General features: G+C 58.8%; 10 protein-coding genes and 8 tRNA genes. 14 read left to right on the top strand and 4 right to left on the bottom strand.

All coding sequences use genetic code 11. The features are described from left to right. Positions 1–20 precede the first annotated feature (20 nt). Complete coding sequence (locus tag ACXMYO_RS08455) at positions 21–3962, bottom strand: hybrid sensor histidine kinase/response regulator (protein ID WP_457808400.1); 3942 nt, start codon at positions 3960–3962, stop codon at positions 21–23. Between the two features lie 188 nt (positions 3963–4150). Here ACXMYO_RS08455 and ttcA point away from each other — a divergent pair, with 188 nt between their 5' ends. The 12 genes from ttcA (at position 4151) to ACXMYO_RS08395 (ending at position 13235) form a co-directional block, all read left to right on the top strand. Next, complete coding sequence (ttcA, locus tag ACXMYO_RS08450; RefSeq protein ID WP_438768222.1) at positions 4151–5032, top strand: tRNA 2-thiocytidine(32) synthetase TtcA; 882 nt, start codon at positions 4151–4153, stop codon at positions 5030–5032. Positions 5033–5103: 71 nt separating this feature from the next. Further along, positions 5104–5179 (top strand) — tRNA-Val (locus tag ACXMYO_RS08445). Between the two features lie 38 nt (positions 5180–5217). Continuing rightward, positions 5218–5294: transfer RNA gene (locus ACXMYO_RS08440), tRNA-Asp, on the top strand. Between the two features lie 35 nt (positions 5295–5329). Further along, positions 5330–5406, top strand: a tRNA-Asp gene (locus tag ACXMYO_RS08435). 19 nt (positions 5407–5425) lie between these two features. Beyond that, positions 5426–5501: transfer RNA gene (locus tag ACXMYO_RS08430), tRNA-Val, on the top strand. 39 nt (positions 5502–5540) lie between these two features. Then, positions 5541–5617 (top strand) — tRNA-Asp (locus ACXMYO_RS08425). 245 nt (positions 5618–5862) lie between these two features. Then, complete coding sequence (locus ACXMYO_RS08420; RefSeq protein ID WP_457808399.1) at positions 5863–6960, top strand: threonine aldolase family protein; 1098 nt, start codon at positions 5863–5865, stop codon at positions 6958–6960. Positions 6961–7209: 249 nt separating this feature from the next. Next, positions 7210–9132, top strand: a complete 1923-nt coding sequence (locus tag ACXMYO_RS08415; RefSeq protein ID WP_457808398.1) for a PrkA family serine protein kinase — start codon at positions 7210–7212, stop codon at positions 9130–9132. An 81-nt stretch (positions 9133–9213) separates the two neighbouring features. Next, positions 9214–10512, top strand: a complete 1299-nt coding sequence (locus ACXMYO_RS08410; RefSeq protein ID WP_457808397.1) for a YeaH/YhbH family protein — start codon at positions 9214–9216, stop codon at positions 10510–10512. Next, positions 10509–12059 (top strand): SpoVR family protein, encoded by a 1551-nt coding sequence (locus ACXMYO_RS08405; protein ID WP_457808396.1) that lies wholly within the window; start codon positions 10509–10511, stop codon positions 12057–12059. Before ACXMYO_RS08410 ends, ACXMYO_RS08405 begins: the two co-directional genes overlap by 4 nt. Before the next feature lie 161 nt (positions 12060–12220). Then, positions 12221–13081, top strand: coding sequence for a DNA/RNA non-specific endonuclease (locus ACXMYO_RS08400; protein WP_457808395.1), 861 nt, complete (start codon positions 12221–12223; stop codon positions 13079–13081). Continuing rightward, the gene (locus ACXMYO_RS08395; RefSeq protein ID WP_457808394.1) at positions 13047–13235 is read left to right on the top strand and encodes a hypothetical protein; all 189 of its coding nucleotides are present in this window, start codon (positions 13047–13049) and stop codon (positions 13233–13235) included. Before ACXMYO_RS08400 ends, ACXMYO_RS08395 begins: the two co-directional genes overlap by 35 nt. Positions 13236–13260: 25 nt before the next feature. On the opposite strand, the gene ACXMYO_RS08390 is transcribed toward ACXMYO_RS08395, so the two are convergent. The 3 genes from ACXMYO_RS08390 to ACXMYO_RS08380 all read right to left on the bottom strand — a co-directional run bounded on the left by ACXMYO_RS08390 (position 13261) and on the right by ACXMYO_RS08380 (position 13654). After that, a tRNA-Leu gene (locus ACXMYO_RS08390) sits at positions 13261–13347 on the bottom strand. A gap of 48 nt (positions 13348–13395) precedes the next feature. Continuing rightward, a tRNA-Leu gene (locus ACXMYO_RS08385) sits at positions 13396–13482 on the bottom strand. Positions 13483–13567: 85 nt separating this feature from the next. Next, a tRNA-Leu gene (locus ACXMYO_RS08380) sits at positions 13568–13654 on the bottom strand. A 226-nt stretch (positions 13655–13880) separates the two neighbouring features. Between ACXMYO_RS08380 and rnr the strand changes: the two genes are divergently transcribed. Next, entirely contained in the window at positions 13881–16511 is a 2631-nt protein-coding gene (rnr, locus tag ACXMYO_RS08375; RefSeq protein ID WP_457808393.1) for a ribonuclease R, read from the top strand. After that, positions 16508–17371 carry a 23S rRNA (guanosine(2251)-2'-O)-methyltransferase RlmB gene (gene rlmB / locus ACXMYO_RS08370; protein ID WP_438768212.1) on the top strand — a complete coding sequence of 288 codons (864 nt, stop codon included), beginning with the start codon at positions 16508–16510 and terminating at the stop codon, positions 17369–17371. The genes rnr and rlmB overlap by 4 nt, the downstream gene beginning before the upstream one ends. Positions 17372–17433: the final 62 nt, after the last annotated feature.

The following is a 17433-nucleotide window of genomic DNA, read 5'->3' as shown; positions in this document are numbered from 1 at the left end:
TTTTTGTGTCTGCCATCATGTCAGTGCAGACGCCGATTGGCCTGAAGGGTTCGGGTCAAAAGCGCCCTTAGCGCTGCCGGACGAACCGGCTTATTGAGCAGATGATAGCCGGTGCGACGAATCAGATCAGCGACCTCTTCGGTGCGATCGGCGGTGATCACGATACCCGGGACGTCACCGGTAAAGCGCTCGGCGAGCGACTCCAGTGCCATCAATCCAGTGACCTCGTTATCGAGATGGTAGTCGGCCAGAATGATATCGGGTTCGCCGGTCATGTTGCGCACCACCGAGCGGGCGCCGCCGATCGAGGTGGCCGTGAAAACCTCGCATTCCCAGCCTTCCAGCATGGCTTTCATGCCTTCCAGCGTCATGGTTTCGTTGTCGATACAGATCACGCGCGCGCCGCGGATACGGTTGCCGGCGCTTTTCTGTGCCGTCTGCGTTTCCTCGCGGGTGAGCGTGGCGCCATGCTTGAGCGGCACGGTCAGCCCGAACACCGTGCCATGACCTTCTCTTGAGCGAATGGTGATCGGGTGATCCAGTACGCGCGCCATGCGATCAGCGATGGAAAGCCCCAGTCCCAGCCCCTTTTCACTCTCGCGATGGCGCGATTTCTGATCCAGACGACGAAACTCCTGAAAGATTTCGGCCTGGCGGGACTCCGGAATACCGGGGCCGGTATCCCAGACCTCGATCGACAGCTGCTCGCCCCGGCGGCGACAGCCCAGCAGTGCCCGGCCGTGCTGGGTATAGCGCAGGGCGTTGGAAAGGAAGTTCTGGATGATGCGTCTGAGCATCTGGGGGTCGCTGTCAATGACAGCGCCCGTTTCGACCATGTCCAGATCCAGCCCGCGATCCTGAGCCATGACCGAAAACTCGGCATACAGCGGGCGCAGGATCTCATTGAGCGCAAAGACCTGACGTCGGGGGGTCAGGGCGCCGGCATCCAGCTTTGAGATGTCCAGCAGTGTGCCCAGAAGCTCTTCTGCAGCCTGCAGCGAGTTGTCGATGTGGACCAGAGTGTCGTGATGCTCGCTCTCTTCCAGGCGCTGGGTGAGCGCCGAGGTGAACAGTCTTGCAGCGTTGAGCGGCTGAAGCAGGTCGTGGCTTGCCGCGGCCAGAAAACGCGTTTTCGAGGCGTTGGCGGTTTCGGCAACCTGCTTGGCCTGACGCAGCGCCAGCTCGGCTTCAGAGCGCACCCGGTTTTCCTGGCGCAGGGCGCTGTTGACCTCGGAAAGCTCGTGGGTACGTTCACGAACGCGCTCTTCCAGATTTTCGTTGGTCTCCTTGAGTGCAATCTCGGCCAGCCGACGCTCGGTAATGTCCTGATAGAGCGCGAAAAAGCCCAGTACGCGACCGCCCTCGCCAAAATGCGGCGTGTAGGTGGCCAGCATATAGCGGGTGCCGCCTTCACGGTCGGGCTGGGAGAGCTCCCACGAAACACGCTCGCCGTTGAGCGCACGCGACATCCAGGGTGCGCGCAGGCGCCACATGCCTGGCGTCATGACCTCTTCGGCGCGCTTGCCGATGGCCTGAAGACGATCCACTTCCATGGCGGTTTCATAGGCGCGATTGGTAAAGAGGTAGTGACAGTCGCGATCAAAATAGGCGATCAGCGCCGGCACGTTGTCGGTATAGATACGGATGTTGTTTTCCGAGCGGATCAGCGCCTCTTCGGTGCGCTTTTGATCGGTCACATCCTGATAGGTATAGACAAAACCGCCGCCCACCATGGGGTTGCCATGAATGTCGAGCACGCTGTCATCCTGTCGATAGCGCTGATAGTGATGGGCATGACCGCTTCGAATGTTGTCCATCAGCAGCCGCACGTGCTCTTTCGGGTCGCCGGGACCGTATTCGCCGTGCTCGGCGTTGTATAAAAAGATGCGCTCGATGGGTTCGCCGACATGGATCAGGTGGTCGGGAAAGCGAAACAGTTCCAGATAGCGCTGGTTCCAGACCACGATGCGCAGCTTGTGATCTACCACCATGACGCCCTGATTGATGTTCTCGATGGTGGCCTGCAAAAGCGATCGATTGAACTCGAGCACCTGCGAGGCCTCGTCAACAATGGAGACCACATCAGAGATCGACACGTCCCGGCCGGAGAGCGCCGAGTTCACCACGATACGCGCTGAGGAGGCGCCAATGGCCGAGGCCAGCAGACGCTCGGTGAAGCCGATCAGATCGATCGAGGCACGCATGCCCGGGTCCAGGCGCTGCTGATGGCGCCAGCCGTAATCGCTGAAGGCGCGCTCGACCTGATCCTCGTTGAGAAAGCGTCGGGACAGCGCCTTGAGATCGCTCACCGAGGTGGTGCCGCCCCAGGGGCGATTGATCAGGGTCTGATGAGAGGCCACGCTGTCGACGAACAGCGAGGCCTGAATGCGCTCGACCACGCGCTGCTGCGTGACCTGGGAGAAAAAGATATAGCAGAACAGATTCACGCCCAGCGACAGCAGCACGCCCTGGGTGATGGGGTCGTTCAGCGATAGCCCGAGCAGATTGGAAGGGCTGAGCAGCTCGATCCCCATCGGGCCGGTATCGATGGGGAAGGCGAACAGCCCGGCGCGTACCAGCGTGGGCAGCAGCAGGGTGTAGCCCCAGATCAGAAAACCAAGCCCCAGCCCCAGACTGACCCCCAGGCGATTGCCCCGCTTCCAGTAGAGGCCGCCGATCAGCGCCGGAGCCAGCTGGGCCAGGGCTGCCAGCGACAGCACCCCAAGGCTTGCCAGCGAGCTTGACGCTGCGGTGAGCTGGTAAAAGCCATACGCCAGCGCCAGCGTCAGCACGATAATCAGGCGGCGAATGCGCAGTACCCACCGGGCATAGTCACCGTGACGGGCATCGAATCCCTTGAAGCGTAAAAGCAAGGGGATAACGACTTCGTTGGAGATCATGATCGACAGCGTCACGGCGGCCATGATGACCATGCCGCTGGCGGCGGCGAAGCCCCCGATGAAGGTGATCATGACAAGCCAGGGCTGGTCGGCCACCATGGCCAGATGCAGCACCCAGGTGTCCGGGTCCAGACCGCGACCTTCAAACAGCGTCATGGCTGCTACGGCCAGCGGGAGCACGAAAAAGCCGGCGGCCACCAGATAAAGCGGGAAAAGCCAGCGGGCCCGGGCCGTATCATCGGTACTGGTATTTTCGACCACGGTGACGTGGAACTGTCGCGGTATGCAGAACACGGCCAGCATGGCCAGTAGTGTCTGTGTCCAGAACCCCTGTCCGAAACTGGCGCTGCTGAAATGGCTGCCGGCGGAAAGATCACTTACCGCGCGGCTGGAGAGTTCGCCCAGCCCGTCAAATACCCCCCAGGTAATCAGGGCGCCCAGCAGCACGAAGGCGCCCAGCTTGACCACCGATTCAAAGGCGATGGCCTGGATCAATCCCTCGTGGTGTTCGGTGGCATCGGTGTGGCGTGTGCCGAACAAAATGGCAAAAAGGGCCATGAGAGCGGCGACATAAAACGCGGTATCCCCGAGGATCGGGGAGCGTACGATGTCGTTGTTGGCGGTGAGCACCATAAAGCTTGCCGCCATGGCCTTGAGCTGCAGAGCCAGATAGGGAAGGGTGCCCAGCAGGGCGACCAGGCTGGCCAGCGCGGCCAGCGCCTGGGTCTTGCCGTAGCGTGAGGCAATAAAATCGGCGATCGAGGTGATATTTTGTCGCTTGGCGACGCGAATCATCTTGGTCAGGATCGGCCAGAACAGTAAAAAGGCGAGAATCGGGCCCAGAAACACGCTGAGATACTGCAACCCCGAATCGGCCACCTGACCGACGCTGCCATAGAAGGTCCAGGAAGTGCAGTAAACCGCCAGCGCCAGGCTGTAGACCAGCGGTCGGCGCTTTGCCGGCCCCAGTCGTCGTGCCCGCTGGTCGCCACGCCAGGCAATGCCAAAGAGGGTGGCAATGTATAAAAGCGAGATGGTGAGCAGTAACCAGCCCTGAAACATCGTGAAAATCCTTGCCTGACCCGCGTAACGGCTGCTTCATGGTGACAGCCTTGAAATACCGATAACGACCCGGTGTGTACCGATGCGTTATCGCCCCCTCAAACCCCGCACACACTGTCGGGTCTTCGCCTGCGCCTGGCGGCGATGGTAAAGTAGCGCCAATGTCGCATTAATCTGAAGTCATCTCCATGCAAGAACCTGATCAGTCCGTGAATACCCCCGACAAGCGGGAGTTCGACAAGCTTCACAAGCGCCTGCGCCGCAATGTCGGCAACGCCATTATCGACTACGCCATGATCAATGAGGGCGATAGGGTGATGGTGTGCCTTTCCGGTGGCAAGGACTCCTATACCATGCTTGATATCCTGCGCAATCTTCAGCGCAATGCACCGGTGAATTTCGAACTGGTGGCCGTCAACATGGACCAGAAACAGCCCGGCTTTCCAGAGCATGTGCTGCCGGCGTATCTGGCCGAGCAGGGCGTCGAGTATCACATCGTGGAGCGCGATACCTACTCGATCGTGAAAGAGAAGGTGCCCGAGGGCAAAACGACCTGCGGGCTGTGCTCGCGGTTGCGTCGCGGCACACTTTACGGCTTTGCCGAAGAGATCGGGGCCAACAAGATCGCCCTGGGCCATCACCGCGACGACATGCTGGAAACGCTTTTTCTCAACATGTTCTTTGGCGGTTCACTCAAGTCAATGCCGCCCAAGCTGCTCTCTGATGATGGCAACAATATCGTGATCCGGCCGATGGCCTACTGCGCGGAAGCCGATATTGCGCGTTATTCCGAAGCCAGGGCCTTTCCCATCATTCCGTGCAATCTGTGTGGCAGTCAGGAAAATCTGCAGCGCCAGGTTGTGAAGGAGATGCTCGCCGACTGGGAGCGCAAGCACCCTGGACGCGTCGAGACCATGTTCAAGGCACTGACCAACGTGGCGCCTTCTCAGCTGGCGGACCGTGACCTGTTTGATTTTCATGGGCTCGAAGAGAAGCAGCGCCTGATGAAGCGTGACCGCATCGATACGGTGAACCTGATGGCGCGTGACGCTGATACGTCGCTGTCATGAATTTATCGCTTTTTGCTCAGAAGTGTTTGACTTTCCAGCAATGATTGGTAGAATGCAGCGCCACATGACCCGGGTGGTTAGCTCAGTTGGAAGAGCACCAGCCTTACAAGCTGGGGGTCACTGGTTCGAGCCCAGTACCACCCACCATCATTTTGATAAGGTCATGTTGCGGTAATCAGGGTTGCGGACTGGTAGTTCAGTTGGTTAGAATGCCGGCCTGTCACGCCGGAGGTCGCGGGTTCAAGTCCCGTCCAGTCCGCCATATCTCTGGTCAGCAGTAATATTTCGATACAAGTTGGACTGGTAGTTCAGTTGGTTAGAATGCCGGCCTGTCACGCCGGAGGTCGCGGGTTCAAGTCCCGTCCAGTCCGCCATCGAAATAATCGTACTATCGGGTGGTTAGCTCAGTTGGAAGAGCACCAGCCTTACAAGCTGGGGGTCACTGGTTCGAGCCCAGTACCACCCACCATCATCTTCCCAAGATGATTTAACGTTGCAAGCTGTATGCGGACTGGTAGTTCAGTTGGTTAGAATGCCGGCCTGTCACGCCGGAGGTCGCGGGTTCAAGTCCCGTCCAGTCCGCCATCTGCTTAAACGTGCATTGCTCCTTCCTGATAGCTGTTTTCCTCTTGTAGTCTTTTCTGTGTATCAGCACGTCTTTCCCGCGTGATGTTTTTCATGCCTGTTTGATATCGTGTTGTTGGTGCAGCGCCTCGCTGTCGTTACCTGCTTGCCAGTCCTTGTTGCGCACTGCATGCTTGATCTGTCATGCCCTTGATCGAGTGATCCTCGACCGGCAAGCCAATAACAAGCTGCAGGATAATCTCAACATGACTACCCCTGGTTTCAGCAATACTGTCTTCAACAGCGATATTGCCATTGCTTCCCCGCGTTTTCTGGCCAGCGACAATACGTCTGGCATCTGTCCCGAGGCCATGCATTATCTACTACAGGCCAATGAGCAGGATGATCTGGCCTACGGTAATGATGTCTGGACCGAGCGCGCTGCAAGCCGATTCAGAACGCTTTTCGAAACAAACTGCGAAATATTTTTTGTCTTCAACGGGACCGCGGCCAATTCGCTGGCACTGGCTTCGCTTTGCCAGTCCTATCACGGTGTGATCTGCCATCAATTGGCCCACATCGAGACAGACGAGTGCGGTGGCCCGGAATTCTTTTCCAACGGGTCAAAGCTTTTGCCGGTGGACACGCCCATGGCAAAGCTGACGCCCGAAGGGGTCGCGCGCGTTGTGACACGGCGCAACGATATTCACTACCCGCGACCCAGAGTGGTCTCCATCACTCAGGCCACGGAAGTGGGCACGCTCTACACGCTCGATGAGCTCCAGGCCATTCGTGAGGTGGCCGACCAGCACGATCTCAAGATCCACATGGATGGCGCCCGCTTTGCCAACGCCTGCGCCTCACTGGACGTGACGCCGGCGGAAATGACCTGGAAGGCAGGCGTGGATGTGCTCTGCTTCTCGGGCACTAAAAACGGGCTGGCCTTTGGCGAAGCCATTGTTTTTTTTGACCACGAGCTGGCGCGCGATTTCGAATATCGCTGCAAGCAGGCCGGCCAGCTGGCCTCCAAGATGCGCTTTGTCAGTGCGCCCTGGCTGGGGCTTTTGGAAAACGATGTCTGGCTTGCCAATGCCCGTCATGCCAATGCCATGGCGCAGCGTCTGGTAAGCGGTGTCAACGACATTCCCGGCGTCAACGTGATGTTTCCGGTGCAGGCCAACAGTGTCTTTCTCGAGGTGCCCGTCTCGGCGCAACAGTACTTGCGCGAATGTGGATGGACGTTTTATACCTTTATAGGCGAGGGCGGTGTCCGCTTCGTGTGTAGCTGGAATACGTCTGAAGCACTGATCGATGCGCTGGTGGGCGACCTTCGTCAGGCACTGGCACAACACGATCAACAGTGATATTGATAAGGCATCTTTCCTGATATCGGCGTGGCCGCCCCGGCGGCGCGTCTTCTGATTCGATCAAGGTGTCGGCCGGTATTCTGCCGGTTCGATATGGCTGACCACCTTCATTTCAACGCCTGATAGTACTTTCCACAATAAAGAGACCCTTCGATGAGCGGGAGTGTCGCAGTGACTGATTGATTTTCATGGAAACGACGAGCGTGCGTACGGCAGGGCACACCGTCGCCACTCAGGGAGAAGTTCATGAGCATTTTTGATCATGTGCAGCATCGCTTTGAGCGCACCCTCCAGGAAGAGATGAGTCTTCAGGAGTATCTTGAGCTCTGTCGCAGAGATCCCACGGCCTATGCCACCGCTTCCGAGCGCATGCTAGAAGCCATCGGTGAGCCGGAAGTCATCGATACGGCCAAAAACCCTCGCCTTTCCCGGATTTTCTCCAACAAGCTGATCCGTCGTTATCCCGCCTTTGCCGAATTTCATGGCATGGAAGACGCCATCGAGCAGATCGTCGCCTATTTCCGCCATGCCGCGCAGGGCCTTGAGGAGCGCAAGCAGATTCTCTATCTGCTCGGGCCGGTCGGGGGCGGCAAGTCCTCGATTGCCGAGCGGCTCAAGGCGCTGATGGAGCAGATTCCCTTCTACGCCATCAAGGACTCGCCGGTGCACGAGTCACCGCTGGGGCTTTTCAGCGCCGAAGAGGACGGAGACACGCTGGAAAGTGACTACGGCATTCCCGGGCGCTACATGCGCAGTGTCATGTCGCCCTGGGCGGCCAAGCGTCTGCGTGAGTATGGCGGCGACATTTCCCGCTTTCGAGTCGTCAAGATCTATCCCTCACGACTCAATCAGATCGCGGTTTCCAAGACCGAGCCGGGCGATGAGAACAACCAGGACATCTCCTCGCTGGTCGGCAAGGTCGATATTCGAAAGCTCGAACTCTTTTCACAGGATGACCCTGACGCCTACAGCTTCTCCGGCGGGCTGTGTCGCGCCAATCAGGGGCTGATGGAGTTCGTCGAGATGTTCAAGGCGCCCATCAAGGTATTGCACCCGCTTTTGACCGCCACCCAGGAGGGCAACTACAACCCCACCGAGGGTATGGGCGCCATCCCCTTTGACGGCGTGATTCTGGCGCACTCCAACGAAAGCGAGTGGCAGCAGTTTCGCAACAATCGCAACAATGAAGCCTTTCTGGACCGGGTCTATATCGTCAAGGTGCCTTACTCGCTGCGTGTCTCCGAGGAGATGAAAATCTACGAAAAGCTTTTACAGCACTCTTCGTTGTCACACGCCCCGTGTGCGCCGGACACGCTGCGGATGCTGGCGCAGTTTTCGGTGCTGTCACGGCTCAAGGAGCCGGAAAACTCCAGTGTCTATTCCAAGATGCGCATCTATGACGGGCAGAACCTGAAGGATACCGACCCGCGCGCGCGCTCGATTCAGGAGTATCGCGACGCCGCCGGGGTCGATGAGGGCATGGAGGGGCTATCGACCCGTTTCGCCTTCAAGATTCTCTCCCGGGTATTCAATTTCGATTCCAGCGAAGTGGCCGCCAATCCGGTGCATCTGCTGTATGTGCTCGAGCAGCGTCTGGAGCAGGAGCAGCTGCCGCGTGAGGTTCACGACCGCTATCTGCGCTTTATCAAGGAGTATCTGGCGCCGCGCTATGTCGATTTTATCGGCAAGGAGATTCAGACCGCCTATCTGGAATCCTACAGCGAGTACGGTCAGAACATTTTTGACCGCTACGTGACCTACGCCGATTTCTGGATTCAGGATCAGGAGTTTCGTGACCCGGAAACCGGCGAGCTGCTGGACCGTCAGGCGCTCAATGAGGAGCTCGAAAAGATCGAAAAGCCGGCCGGTATCTCCAATCCGAAGGATTTCCGCCATGAGGTGGTCAACTTCGTGCTGCGAGCCCGGGCGCAAAATGACGGGCTCAACCCGGGCTGGCAGTCCTATGAAAAGCTCAAGGGGGTGATCGAGCACAAGATGTTTGCCAACACCGAAGAGCTTTTGCCGGTCATCTCGTTCAATGCCAAAGCCTCCAACGATGATCGGCGAAAACATGACGACTTCGTCGATCGCATGGTCGCGCGGGGCTACACCGAAAAGCAGGTGCGCCTGCTCTCGGAGTGGTATCTGCGCGTGCGCAAGTCCCAGTAAGCGGCCGGCGCCGGCATTCCGGCGCCCATGCCCGCCCTGATGCAGGGCAGCCTGTTGGATCGGTCTGCAGGAGGTGGTGACGTGAGCTATTTCATCGATCGGCGCAGCAACGCCCGTCACAAGAGTGCCGTCAACCGACAGCGCTTTTTGAAACGCTATCAAAAGCATATCAAGCGCGCCGTGGAGGAGTCGGTCAATCGACGCTCGATTACCGACATGGAGCGTGGCGAGAAAATCAGCATCCCGGGGCGGGACATTTCCGAGCCCGTCTTTCGCCACGCAAAGGGCGGGCGACGCACCGTGGTCAGCCCCGGCAACCGCGAGTTCGCCGAAGGCGATCGGATGCGTCGCCCCCATGGCGGCGGGGGCGGTGGTGGCAGTGGCGAAGGGTCGGCTTCCAATCAGGGTGAAGGTGTTGACGAGTTTGCCTTTACGCTCTCCCGGGACGAGTTTTTAAGCTTTATTTTCGACGGGCTGGAACTGCCTCACCTTGAGCGCAAGCAGATTGCCGACATGGAAGAGCGCCGGCCCGTACGCGCCGGCCTTTCCCGTCAGGGGGTGCCTGCCCGCATGAACATCGTGCGTTCGATGCGCGAGGCCCAGGCACGTCGCATCGCCATGCGCGCACCGATCAGGCGAGCGCTGTGTGATGCACAAAAGGCACTTGAAGAGGAGGAGCGCAAGGATCCGGTCCTGCGCCACCCCGGCCGGCTTCGCGAGCTCAGAGACGAGATAGAGCGGCTGGAAAGGCGTCTGGAAGCCGTGCCCTTCATCGATACCTATGATCTTCGCTATAACCATCTGACCGACCAGCCCCAGCCCTCCAACAAGGCGGTCATGTTCTGTGTGATGGATGTCTCGGGCTCCATGACCCAGAACCACAAGGACATCGCCAAGCGCTTTTTTCTGCTGTTGTATCTCTTTCTCGAGCGCGATTATGAACGTGTCGAACTGGTGTTCATTCGCCATCACACTTCGGCGCGTGAGGTCGATGAGGAAGCCTTTTTTTACTCGCGGGAAACCGGCGGCACCATCGTGTCCAGTGCGCTGCATCTGCTCGATGAAGTCATCGAGGCGCGCTATCCGCCGTCCCAGTGGAATCTCTATGTGGCCCAGGCAAGCGATGGTGACAACTGGGATGACGATTCCGTGCAGTGTCGTCAGATCCTCTCGGATGCCCTGATGCCCAGGCTTCAGTATTACGCCTATGTCGAGATTACCCCCCATGCCCATCAGGCGCTCTGGGAGGAATACACGCGGGTACAGGACAGCTACCCGGAGCGGTTTGCCATGCGCCAGATTGTGCAGGCCGGCGATATCTATCCGGTCTTTCGTGAACTCTTCAAACGCCGCCAGAGCGGTCAGGAGGCGCGCTCATGAGCACATCCTACAAGCCGATCCACGACGAGGACTTTCTGGGGCAGGGGTCGGACTGGTCCTTTAGTGATCTGGAACACTACGAGCGAGAGATTGCCCGCATTGCCGGCGAATTTCGCCTGGACACCTATCCCAACCAGATCGAGATCATCACTTCCGAGCAGATGATGGATGCCTATTCCAGCATTGGCATGCCGGTGGGTTACAGTCACTGGTCGTTCGGCAAGCAGTTCCTGTCCGTTGAGCAGGCCTACCGGCGCGGGCAGATGGGGCTGGCCTACGAGCTGGTGATCAATTCCGATCCCTGCATCGCCTATTTGATGGAAGAAAATACCCTGATGATGCAGATTCTGGTCATGGCGCACGCCTGCCAGGGCCATAACTCGTTTTTCAAGGGCAACTATCTCTTCCGTGCCTGGACCGATGCTTCCGCCATCGTGGATTACCTGGTCTTTGCCCGGCGCTATGTCAGCGAGTGCGAGGAGCGCCACGGTATCGAGGCGGTCGAGCAGCTGCTCGATGCCTGTCACGCCCTGCAAAATCAGGGCGTGGATCGCTACAAGCGGCCGTCTGCCATTTCGGCCGAAGAGGAAGCGCGTCGTCAGCAGGAGCGTGAGGGCTATCTGCAGCAGCAGATCAATACGCTCTGGAGCACCATCCCGCAGCTGCGCGCCGCCGATGACCCGAACGGGCAGGGAGGTGTCGCAGGGGCGCATCAGCGCCCGCGTTACCCGTCGGAGCCGCAGGAAAACCTGCTCTATTTCATTGAAAAGAATGCGCCGTTGCTGGAGCCCTGGCAGCGCGAGATCGTGCGCATCGTGCGAAAGCTCGCGCAGTATTTCTATCCGCAGCGCCAGACTCAGGTCATGAACGAAGGATGGGCCACCTTCTGGCACTACAACATCATGCATCGTCTTTACGATGAGAAGCTGATCGATGAAGGCGTGATGCTGGAATTTCTTCAATCGCACACCGCCGTAGTGGCGCAGCCGGGCTTTGACAGCCCCTGGTATAACGGCATCAATCCCTATGCACTGGGATTTGCCATGTTCAGCGATATACAGCGCATCTGCACCGCGCCGACCGAGGAGGACCGGGCGTGGTTTCCGGAGATGGCCGGCAGCGACTGGCTCGAGACGGTCCATTTTGCGATGCACAACTTCAAGGACGAGTCCTTCATCCAGCAGTTTCTGTCGCCGAAGGTGATGCGCGACATGAAGCTTTTTGCGCTGCTCGATGACGATCAGGACGACATGGTCGAAATTTCGGCCATTCATGACGATCGCGGCTACAAGCGAATTCGAGAGGCACTGTCACTGCAGTATTCCCTTGGGCATCGGGAGCCGGATATCCAGGTCTGGGCCGCCAGGATTCACGGCGACCGCTCGCTGGTACTGCGACATGAACGAACACAGCGGCGAGTGCTGGACGATTCGTTGTCACCGGTCATGCACCATTTACATCAGCTATGGGGGTTTCCCATCGTGCTGGAAGTGGTCGAGGATGGCGAAATCGTGGATACCCATCGCTGGCCACAGGTTCCCGAATAGCCGGGCGCCACAACAAATACCGCGTCATGCGCAACGGGCCCCGGGGCCCGTTTTTTTAAGCCATATCAGCAGCCTGTCATTGACTGAGGTATACTCGCCGCCGCCTGAAAGGGTGTCTTTCGACAGTGCAGTCATTTTAAAAACAGTGTCAGGGAATGGATATGGCGCGGCGACGCCCGGGATTTTTAAAGCGTTTCAGGCGCCTGAGTGGTGCCGGACTCATGACAACAGCGGTGCTCTACGGGCTCTGGTACTACCAGGAGCGTACATACTGGGAGCAGATGAGCTGGATGGGCACGCCTCAGGCGCAAACCTGGTATGACTGGAAAACGCTCAATCGGACGCTGCGCAATGATGGCTTTCTGACCGGCTGGTCGGATCTGCGCGCCAATCCGCTCTGGACCGTCTATCGGCTGGACCGAGTGGATCGCCCTGCCATCGGCGCACGTCCGGGGTCTTTCAGTGATGACTGGCGTACCCTCTGGCCGGTGAGCTCTGATGATTATACCGGTAGCGGCTTTGACCGTGGTCACCAGGCCCCCAACTATGCCATTGCCGCCGTTCACGGCCGTCAGGCGCAGCTTGATACCTTTCAGATGAGCAATATCTCGCCCCAAAGGCCTGATCTCAACCGGCGCGTGTGGCAGCGGCTGGAGGAGGTGGTCATCGATCGTTTTGCGGCTCGGTTCGGCACCGTCTGGGTCACTACCGGCCCCATCTTCGATGACGACATCAGGCGCATGTCATCGTTGATCGAAATTCCGGATGCCTTTTACAAGATCGTTGTCGCACCGGGAAGTGCCGATACACCGCCGAAAATGATTGCCTTTATCGTGCCGCAGGACGTTCGTGGTGATGAGCCGCTTGATCGCTTTGTTGTCAGCGTCAATGACATCGAGACGCGCACGGGCTTTAATTTCTTCAGCGAGCTGCCACAGGGCGTGGGCGAGCTGCTGGAGTCAGGCGTGGATACACGGGGATGGGGGCTTGAAAGTGTGGCAAACCAGCCTGCGCGCTATTGAAGCCTTTCATATCATGATGCCGACCAGTGTCGGTGTCATGGCAATATTAAAAAGTGCAGCGCTGCCGAAAATATCGGTGCGTCTGAAGGATAAAAAAGTTATCGAAACAGCAGCGGGAAACAGCGATCAAACGCGACCGGCTGAAATAGTCTAGGAGGAAACAATGCAGGGGGAATACATGGTGCCCGGGAAAGGACTTGAACCTTCACGACCATACGGTCACTAGCACCTGAAGCTAGCGCGTCTACCAATTCCGCCACCCGGGCAGGGTGTCAGCAGTCCGAAGACCGTGATGAAAGCGATGGGTAATCAACTGGTGCCCGGAAGAGGACTTGAACCTCCACGACCATACGGTCACTAGCACCTGAAGCTAGCGCGTCTACCAATTCCGCCATCCGGGCGTTGATTAACCGATACTGCAACTACCTGAAATCGACAGGTTTTCTGTCTTGAGTTTTCACCGTCTCGATAATATCTGATTCGAGATGGTGCCCGGAAGAGGACTTGAACCTCCACGACCATACGGTCACTAGCACCTGAAGCTAGCGCGTCTACCAATTCCGCCATCCGGGCAGGTGGGCCGAAATAATACGCAATTTTTTCAGTGATGCAAGAGGTGAGCATCGTTAGAGGCCAATTTTTTACACCCTGCAACCTTTTCGGGGCAATAAAGGGTTTTGGGTCGTCCTGTCGAGACCGCTATAATCCAAGTCATGAAGAAAAGAGATTACATTATCCCGCGCCCGCTGCTCGCCATCTTGCCCGGTATCACAAGACAACCATTTCAGGGAAGCAATCTATGAGTCAATGGACGCCAGCCGACGATCCGCAGGCGGAACGTGAGGCCAGTCAATATGACAACCCGGTCCCCAGTCGTGAATACCTGCTGCAGATTCTGACCGAGCACGGCAAGCCCATCACCCATGAAGAGGTCAGCCAGCGGCTGGGCATCGAGGATGAGGACCGCCTGGAAGCGGTTCGACGACGCCTGTCTGCCATGGAGCGCGACGGGCAGATCCTGCGCCACAAAAGCGGCGCTTTCGAAATCATCGACCCCGAGCTGTTGCTGGATGGGCGCGTCGTCGGCCACCGCGACGGCATCGGCTTTTTTGTGCGCGATGACAAGCAAAAGCCGGATCTGGTCATTCCGCCGCGTCAGATGCGTCGTCTTTTTGACGGTGACCGCGTTCGCGTTCGCGTCAGTGGCAAGGATCGACGCGGCCGTGAAGAGGCCGGCGTCAACGAAATCCTTGAACGCAATACGCCCAGCCTGATCGGGCTTTACCGCAAGCGCGGCAGCGATATTGCCGTGGTCGTGCCCGAAAACAGCCGCATCGCTCATGAAATTATCATCGAGGAAGGGTCAGCCAACGGCGCCGAAGATGGTCAGGTGGTCGAGGTGCGCATTACCACGCAGCCCGGCCTGCGTCAGCAGCCCATCGGGGAAGTGACCGAGGTGCTGGGTGAGCGCATGGACCCCGGCATGGAAATCGATATCGCCATTCGTGAACACGATATCCCGGCCGAGTTTCCCTCCGAGGTGCACGATCAGATTCGTGACATGAGCGATGAGGTGCTCGAGGAAGACAAGCGTCACCGCGTCGATCTGCGTGACTGGCCGCTGGTCACCATCGACGGTGAAGATGCCAAGGATTTTGACGACGCGGTTTATGCCTGGAAGACGAAATCCGGCGGCTGGAAGCTGATCGTTGCCATCGCCGACGTTTCGCATTATGTCGAGGTCGACTCGCCGCTGGATCAGGAAGCCTGGCAGCGGGGCAACTCGGTCTACTTCCCCGGCCAGGTCGTGCCCATGCTGCCGGAGCTTTTGTCCAACGGGCTGTGCTCGATCAACCCGGACGTCGACAGGCTCTGCATGGTCTGCGAAATGAACATTTCGCAGCGTGGCGAGATCAGTCGTTACAAGTTCTATGAAGGCGTGATGCGCTCGCATGCGCGGCTAACCTACAACAAGGTCGGCACCATGCTGGAAGACGCCGACAGCGAGGAAGGGCAGGCGCTACGAAGTGAGTACGCCCACGTCGTCAAGCCGCTGGAAGCGCTGCACGGGCTTTATAAAACGCTGCGTCAGGCGCGTACCGTGCGCGGTGCCATCGACTTTGAAACGACCGAGACGCAGATCGTTTTCAACGACCAGCGCAAGATCGATCGCATCGTACCGCGCACCCGCAACGATGCCCACAAGCTGATCGAGGAGTGCATGCTGGCCGCCAACGTGGCGACCGCACGCTTTCTGGAAAAGCACAAGCTGCCGGCACTTTATCGCGTTCATGCCTCGCCCTCGGACGAAAAGCTGGCCACGCTGCGCGCCTTTCTCGGCGAGCTGGGTCTGACGCTGGGCGCCAGCGGCGAAAAGGGCAAGTCCACGCCGCAGGATTTCCAGAATCTGCGTGAGGTTATCAATGGTCGGCCGGACGCCGATATCATCCAGACGGTCATGCTGCGCAGCATGAACCAGGCCGTCTACTCGCCGCAAAATGACGGCCACTTTGGTCTGGCCTACGCCGCCTACGCTCACTTCACATCGCCGATTCGTCGCTATCCCGATCTGCTGGTACACCGCGCCATTCGCTCGGTGATTCGCAGTCAGCGTGACTCGACCAACGTAGAGCGTGTGGAAGGGGCGGCCGACAACGAGCCGCAGCGCTGGTGCCCGTACAGCTTCGAGCAGATGGTCACCATGGGCGAGCATTGCTCGATGACCGAGCGGCGCGCCGATGAGGCCACGCGCGATGTCGAGGACTGGCTCAAGTGTGAGTTCATGGCCGACAAGGTGGGGGACGTTTTTGAGGGCGCCATCGCCTCGGTGACCCAGTTTGGCCTGTTTGTGCGACTCAATGAGCACTTCGTCGAAGGGCTGGTGCATATCACCAACCTGCCTTCCGACTACTACCAGTTCGAAGCCGAGCGGCATCAGCTCAAGGGCGATCGCACGGGCGTCACCTATCGCCTGGGCGATGGCGTCACTGTTCAGGTGGCGCGCGTTGACCTTGATGATCGCAAGATCGATTTCATGCTGACCGATGCCAAGCCCCAGTCGCGCCGGCGCATAAGAAAGCCGGGCAGTGACGCAGCGACCGGTGACAGTGAAGCACCTGCCGAAGCAGAAGCGCCGAGCAAAAAGCGTCGCAAGTCCCGTCCGGGCAAGAAGGAGCGTCTGCGTCGTCGTGAAGAAAAAGGGGCTGAAAGCGGCGCGACAAAGGCAACGGATACGTTAAGGGCTGAAGAAGACGCAGCGGCGCGAAAGCCTCGCAAGCGCAGCGACAAGTCAGCCAGCGCTGAAGACGGCAAATCCGACAAGCGCAAGAGCGGCGCCGCCAAAGGCAAGGGCAGCGCCGAAAAGGGCAAGAGCAAAAACGGTGGCGAAAAAGGCAAGCGTGATGCTGAAAAGGGTCGTCAGAAGTCATGAAGGGCGATAGTCAGCGCGGCGGCAAAAAAGGCGGCGGCAGGCCGCAGGAGCAAAGGCGCCAGAGTGACACGAACCGCGGCAAGCGTCGGGACGGTTCAAGTGTAAAATCTCCGGCGCCTCGCGGCCTGGATGCCGTTCATGGCGTACACGCCGTTGAAACCCTGCTGGCACGCCAGCAGGTGCCATCAGAGCTCTGGATACAGGAAGGTCAGGCGGAAAAGCGCCTGACCGATATTCAGCAGCAGGCAGCCAGCCTGGGCGCGCGCCTTGTGCTTCAGCCCCGTGAGGTGCTTGATCAGATTGCCGAAGGCGCGCATCAGGGCGTTATCGCCTTTTGTGAGCCGCTGGTGGCCGACAATGAAGCCTCTCTTTTCTGGCAGCTCGAGGCCCGAACCGATCAGGCGCCGCTGCTGCTGGTACTCGACGGGGTGACCGATGTGCACAATTTTGGCGCCTGTCTGCGCTCGGCCGATGCGGCCGGCGTGATCGGCGTCATGGTCGCCAGGGACCGCTCGGCGCCACTCAATGCCACGGTGCGCAAAATCTCCTGCGGCGGCGCGGAAAGCGTACCGGTCTATCAGGTCACCAACCTGGCAAGGGCTCTGGCAAAGCTCAAGGACGTCGGCATGCAGGTGCTGGGTGCTGCAGGAGAGGCCGAGGCCTTCGTTCACGATGTCGATATGCGCGGGCCCACCGCGCTGGTCATGGGCGCCGAAGGCAAGGGGCTGCGGCGTCTGACGCGCGAGCACTGTGATCAGCTGGTCAAGCTGCCCATGGCCGGTCAGGTATCGAGTCTCAACGTGTCGGTGGCCACCGGCATCTGTCTGTTTGAAGCGGTGCGCCAGCGGCGTACGTCCTGATCCTTTTGCTTGCAAGCGGCGGGCCATCTCCCTACAATTGTGCGGTTTCGCGGCGGCTACGG

Source organism: Kushneria sp. EE4, from assembly GCF_977968315.1.
This window is presented reverse-complemented; position numbering and strand designations above follow the sequence as displayed.

Excerpts from the sequence above, each read along its gene's own strand:
- ACXMYO_RS08455 (WP_457808400.1), bottom strand. The coding sequence starts at position 3,962 with ATGTTTCAGGGCTGGTTACTGCTCACCATCTCGCTTTTATACATTGCC.
- ttcA (WP_438768222.1), top strand. The coding sequence starts at position 4,151 with ATGCAAGAACCTGATCAGTCCGTGAATACCCCCGACAAGCGGGAGTTC.
- ACXMYO_RS08420 (WP_457808399.1), top strand. The coding sequence starts at position 5,863 with ATGACTACCCCTGGTTTCAGCAATACTGTCTTCAACAGCGATATTGCC.
- ACXMYO_RS08415 (WP_457808398.1), top strand. The coding sequence starts at position 7,210 with ATGAGCATTTTTGATCATGTGCAGCATCGCTTTGAGCGCACCCTCCAG.
- ACXMYO_RS08405 (WP_457808396.1), top strand. The coding sequence starts at position 10,509 with ATGAGCACATCCTACAAGCCGATCCACGACGAGGACTTTCTGGGGCAG.
- ACXMYO_RS08400 (WP_457808395.1), top strand. The coding sequence starts at position 12,221 with ATGGCGCGGCGACGCCCGGGATTTTTAAAGCGTTTCAGGCGCCTGAGT.
- rnr (WP_457808393.1), top strand. The coding sequence starts at position 13,881 with ATGAGTCAATGGACGCCAGCCGACGATCCGCAGGCGGAACGTGAGGCC.
- rlmB (WP_438768212.1), top strand. The coding sequence starts at position 16,508 with ATGAAGGGCGATAGTCAGCGCGGCGGCAAAAAAGGCGGCGGCAGGCCG.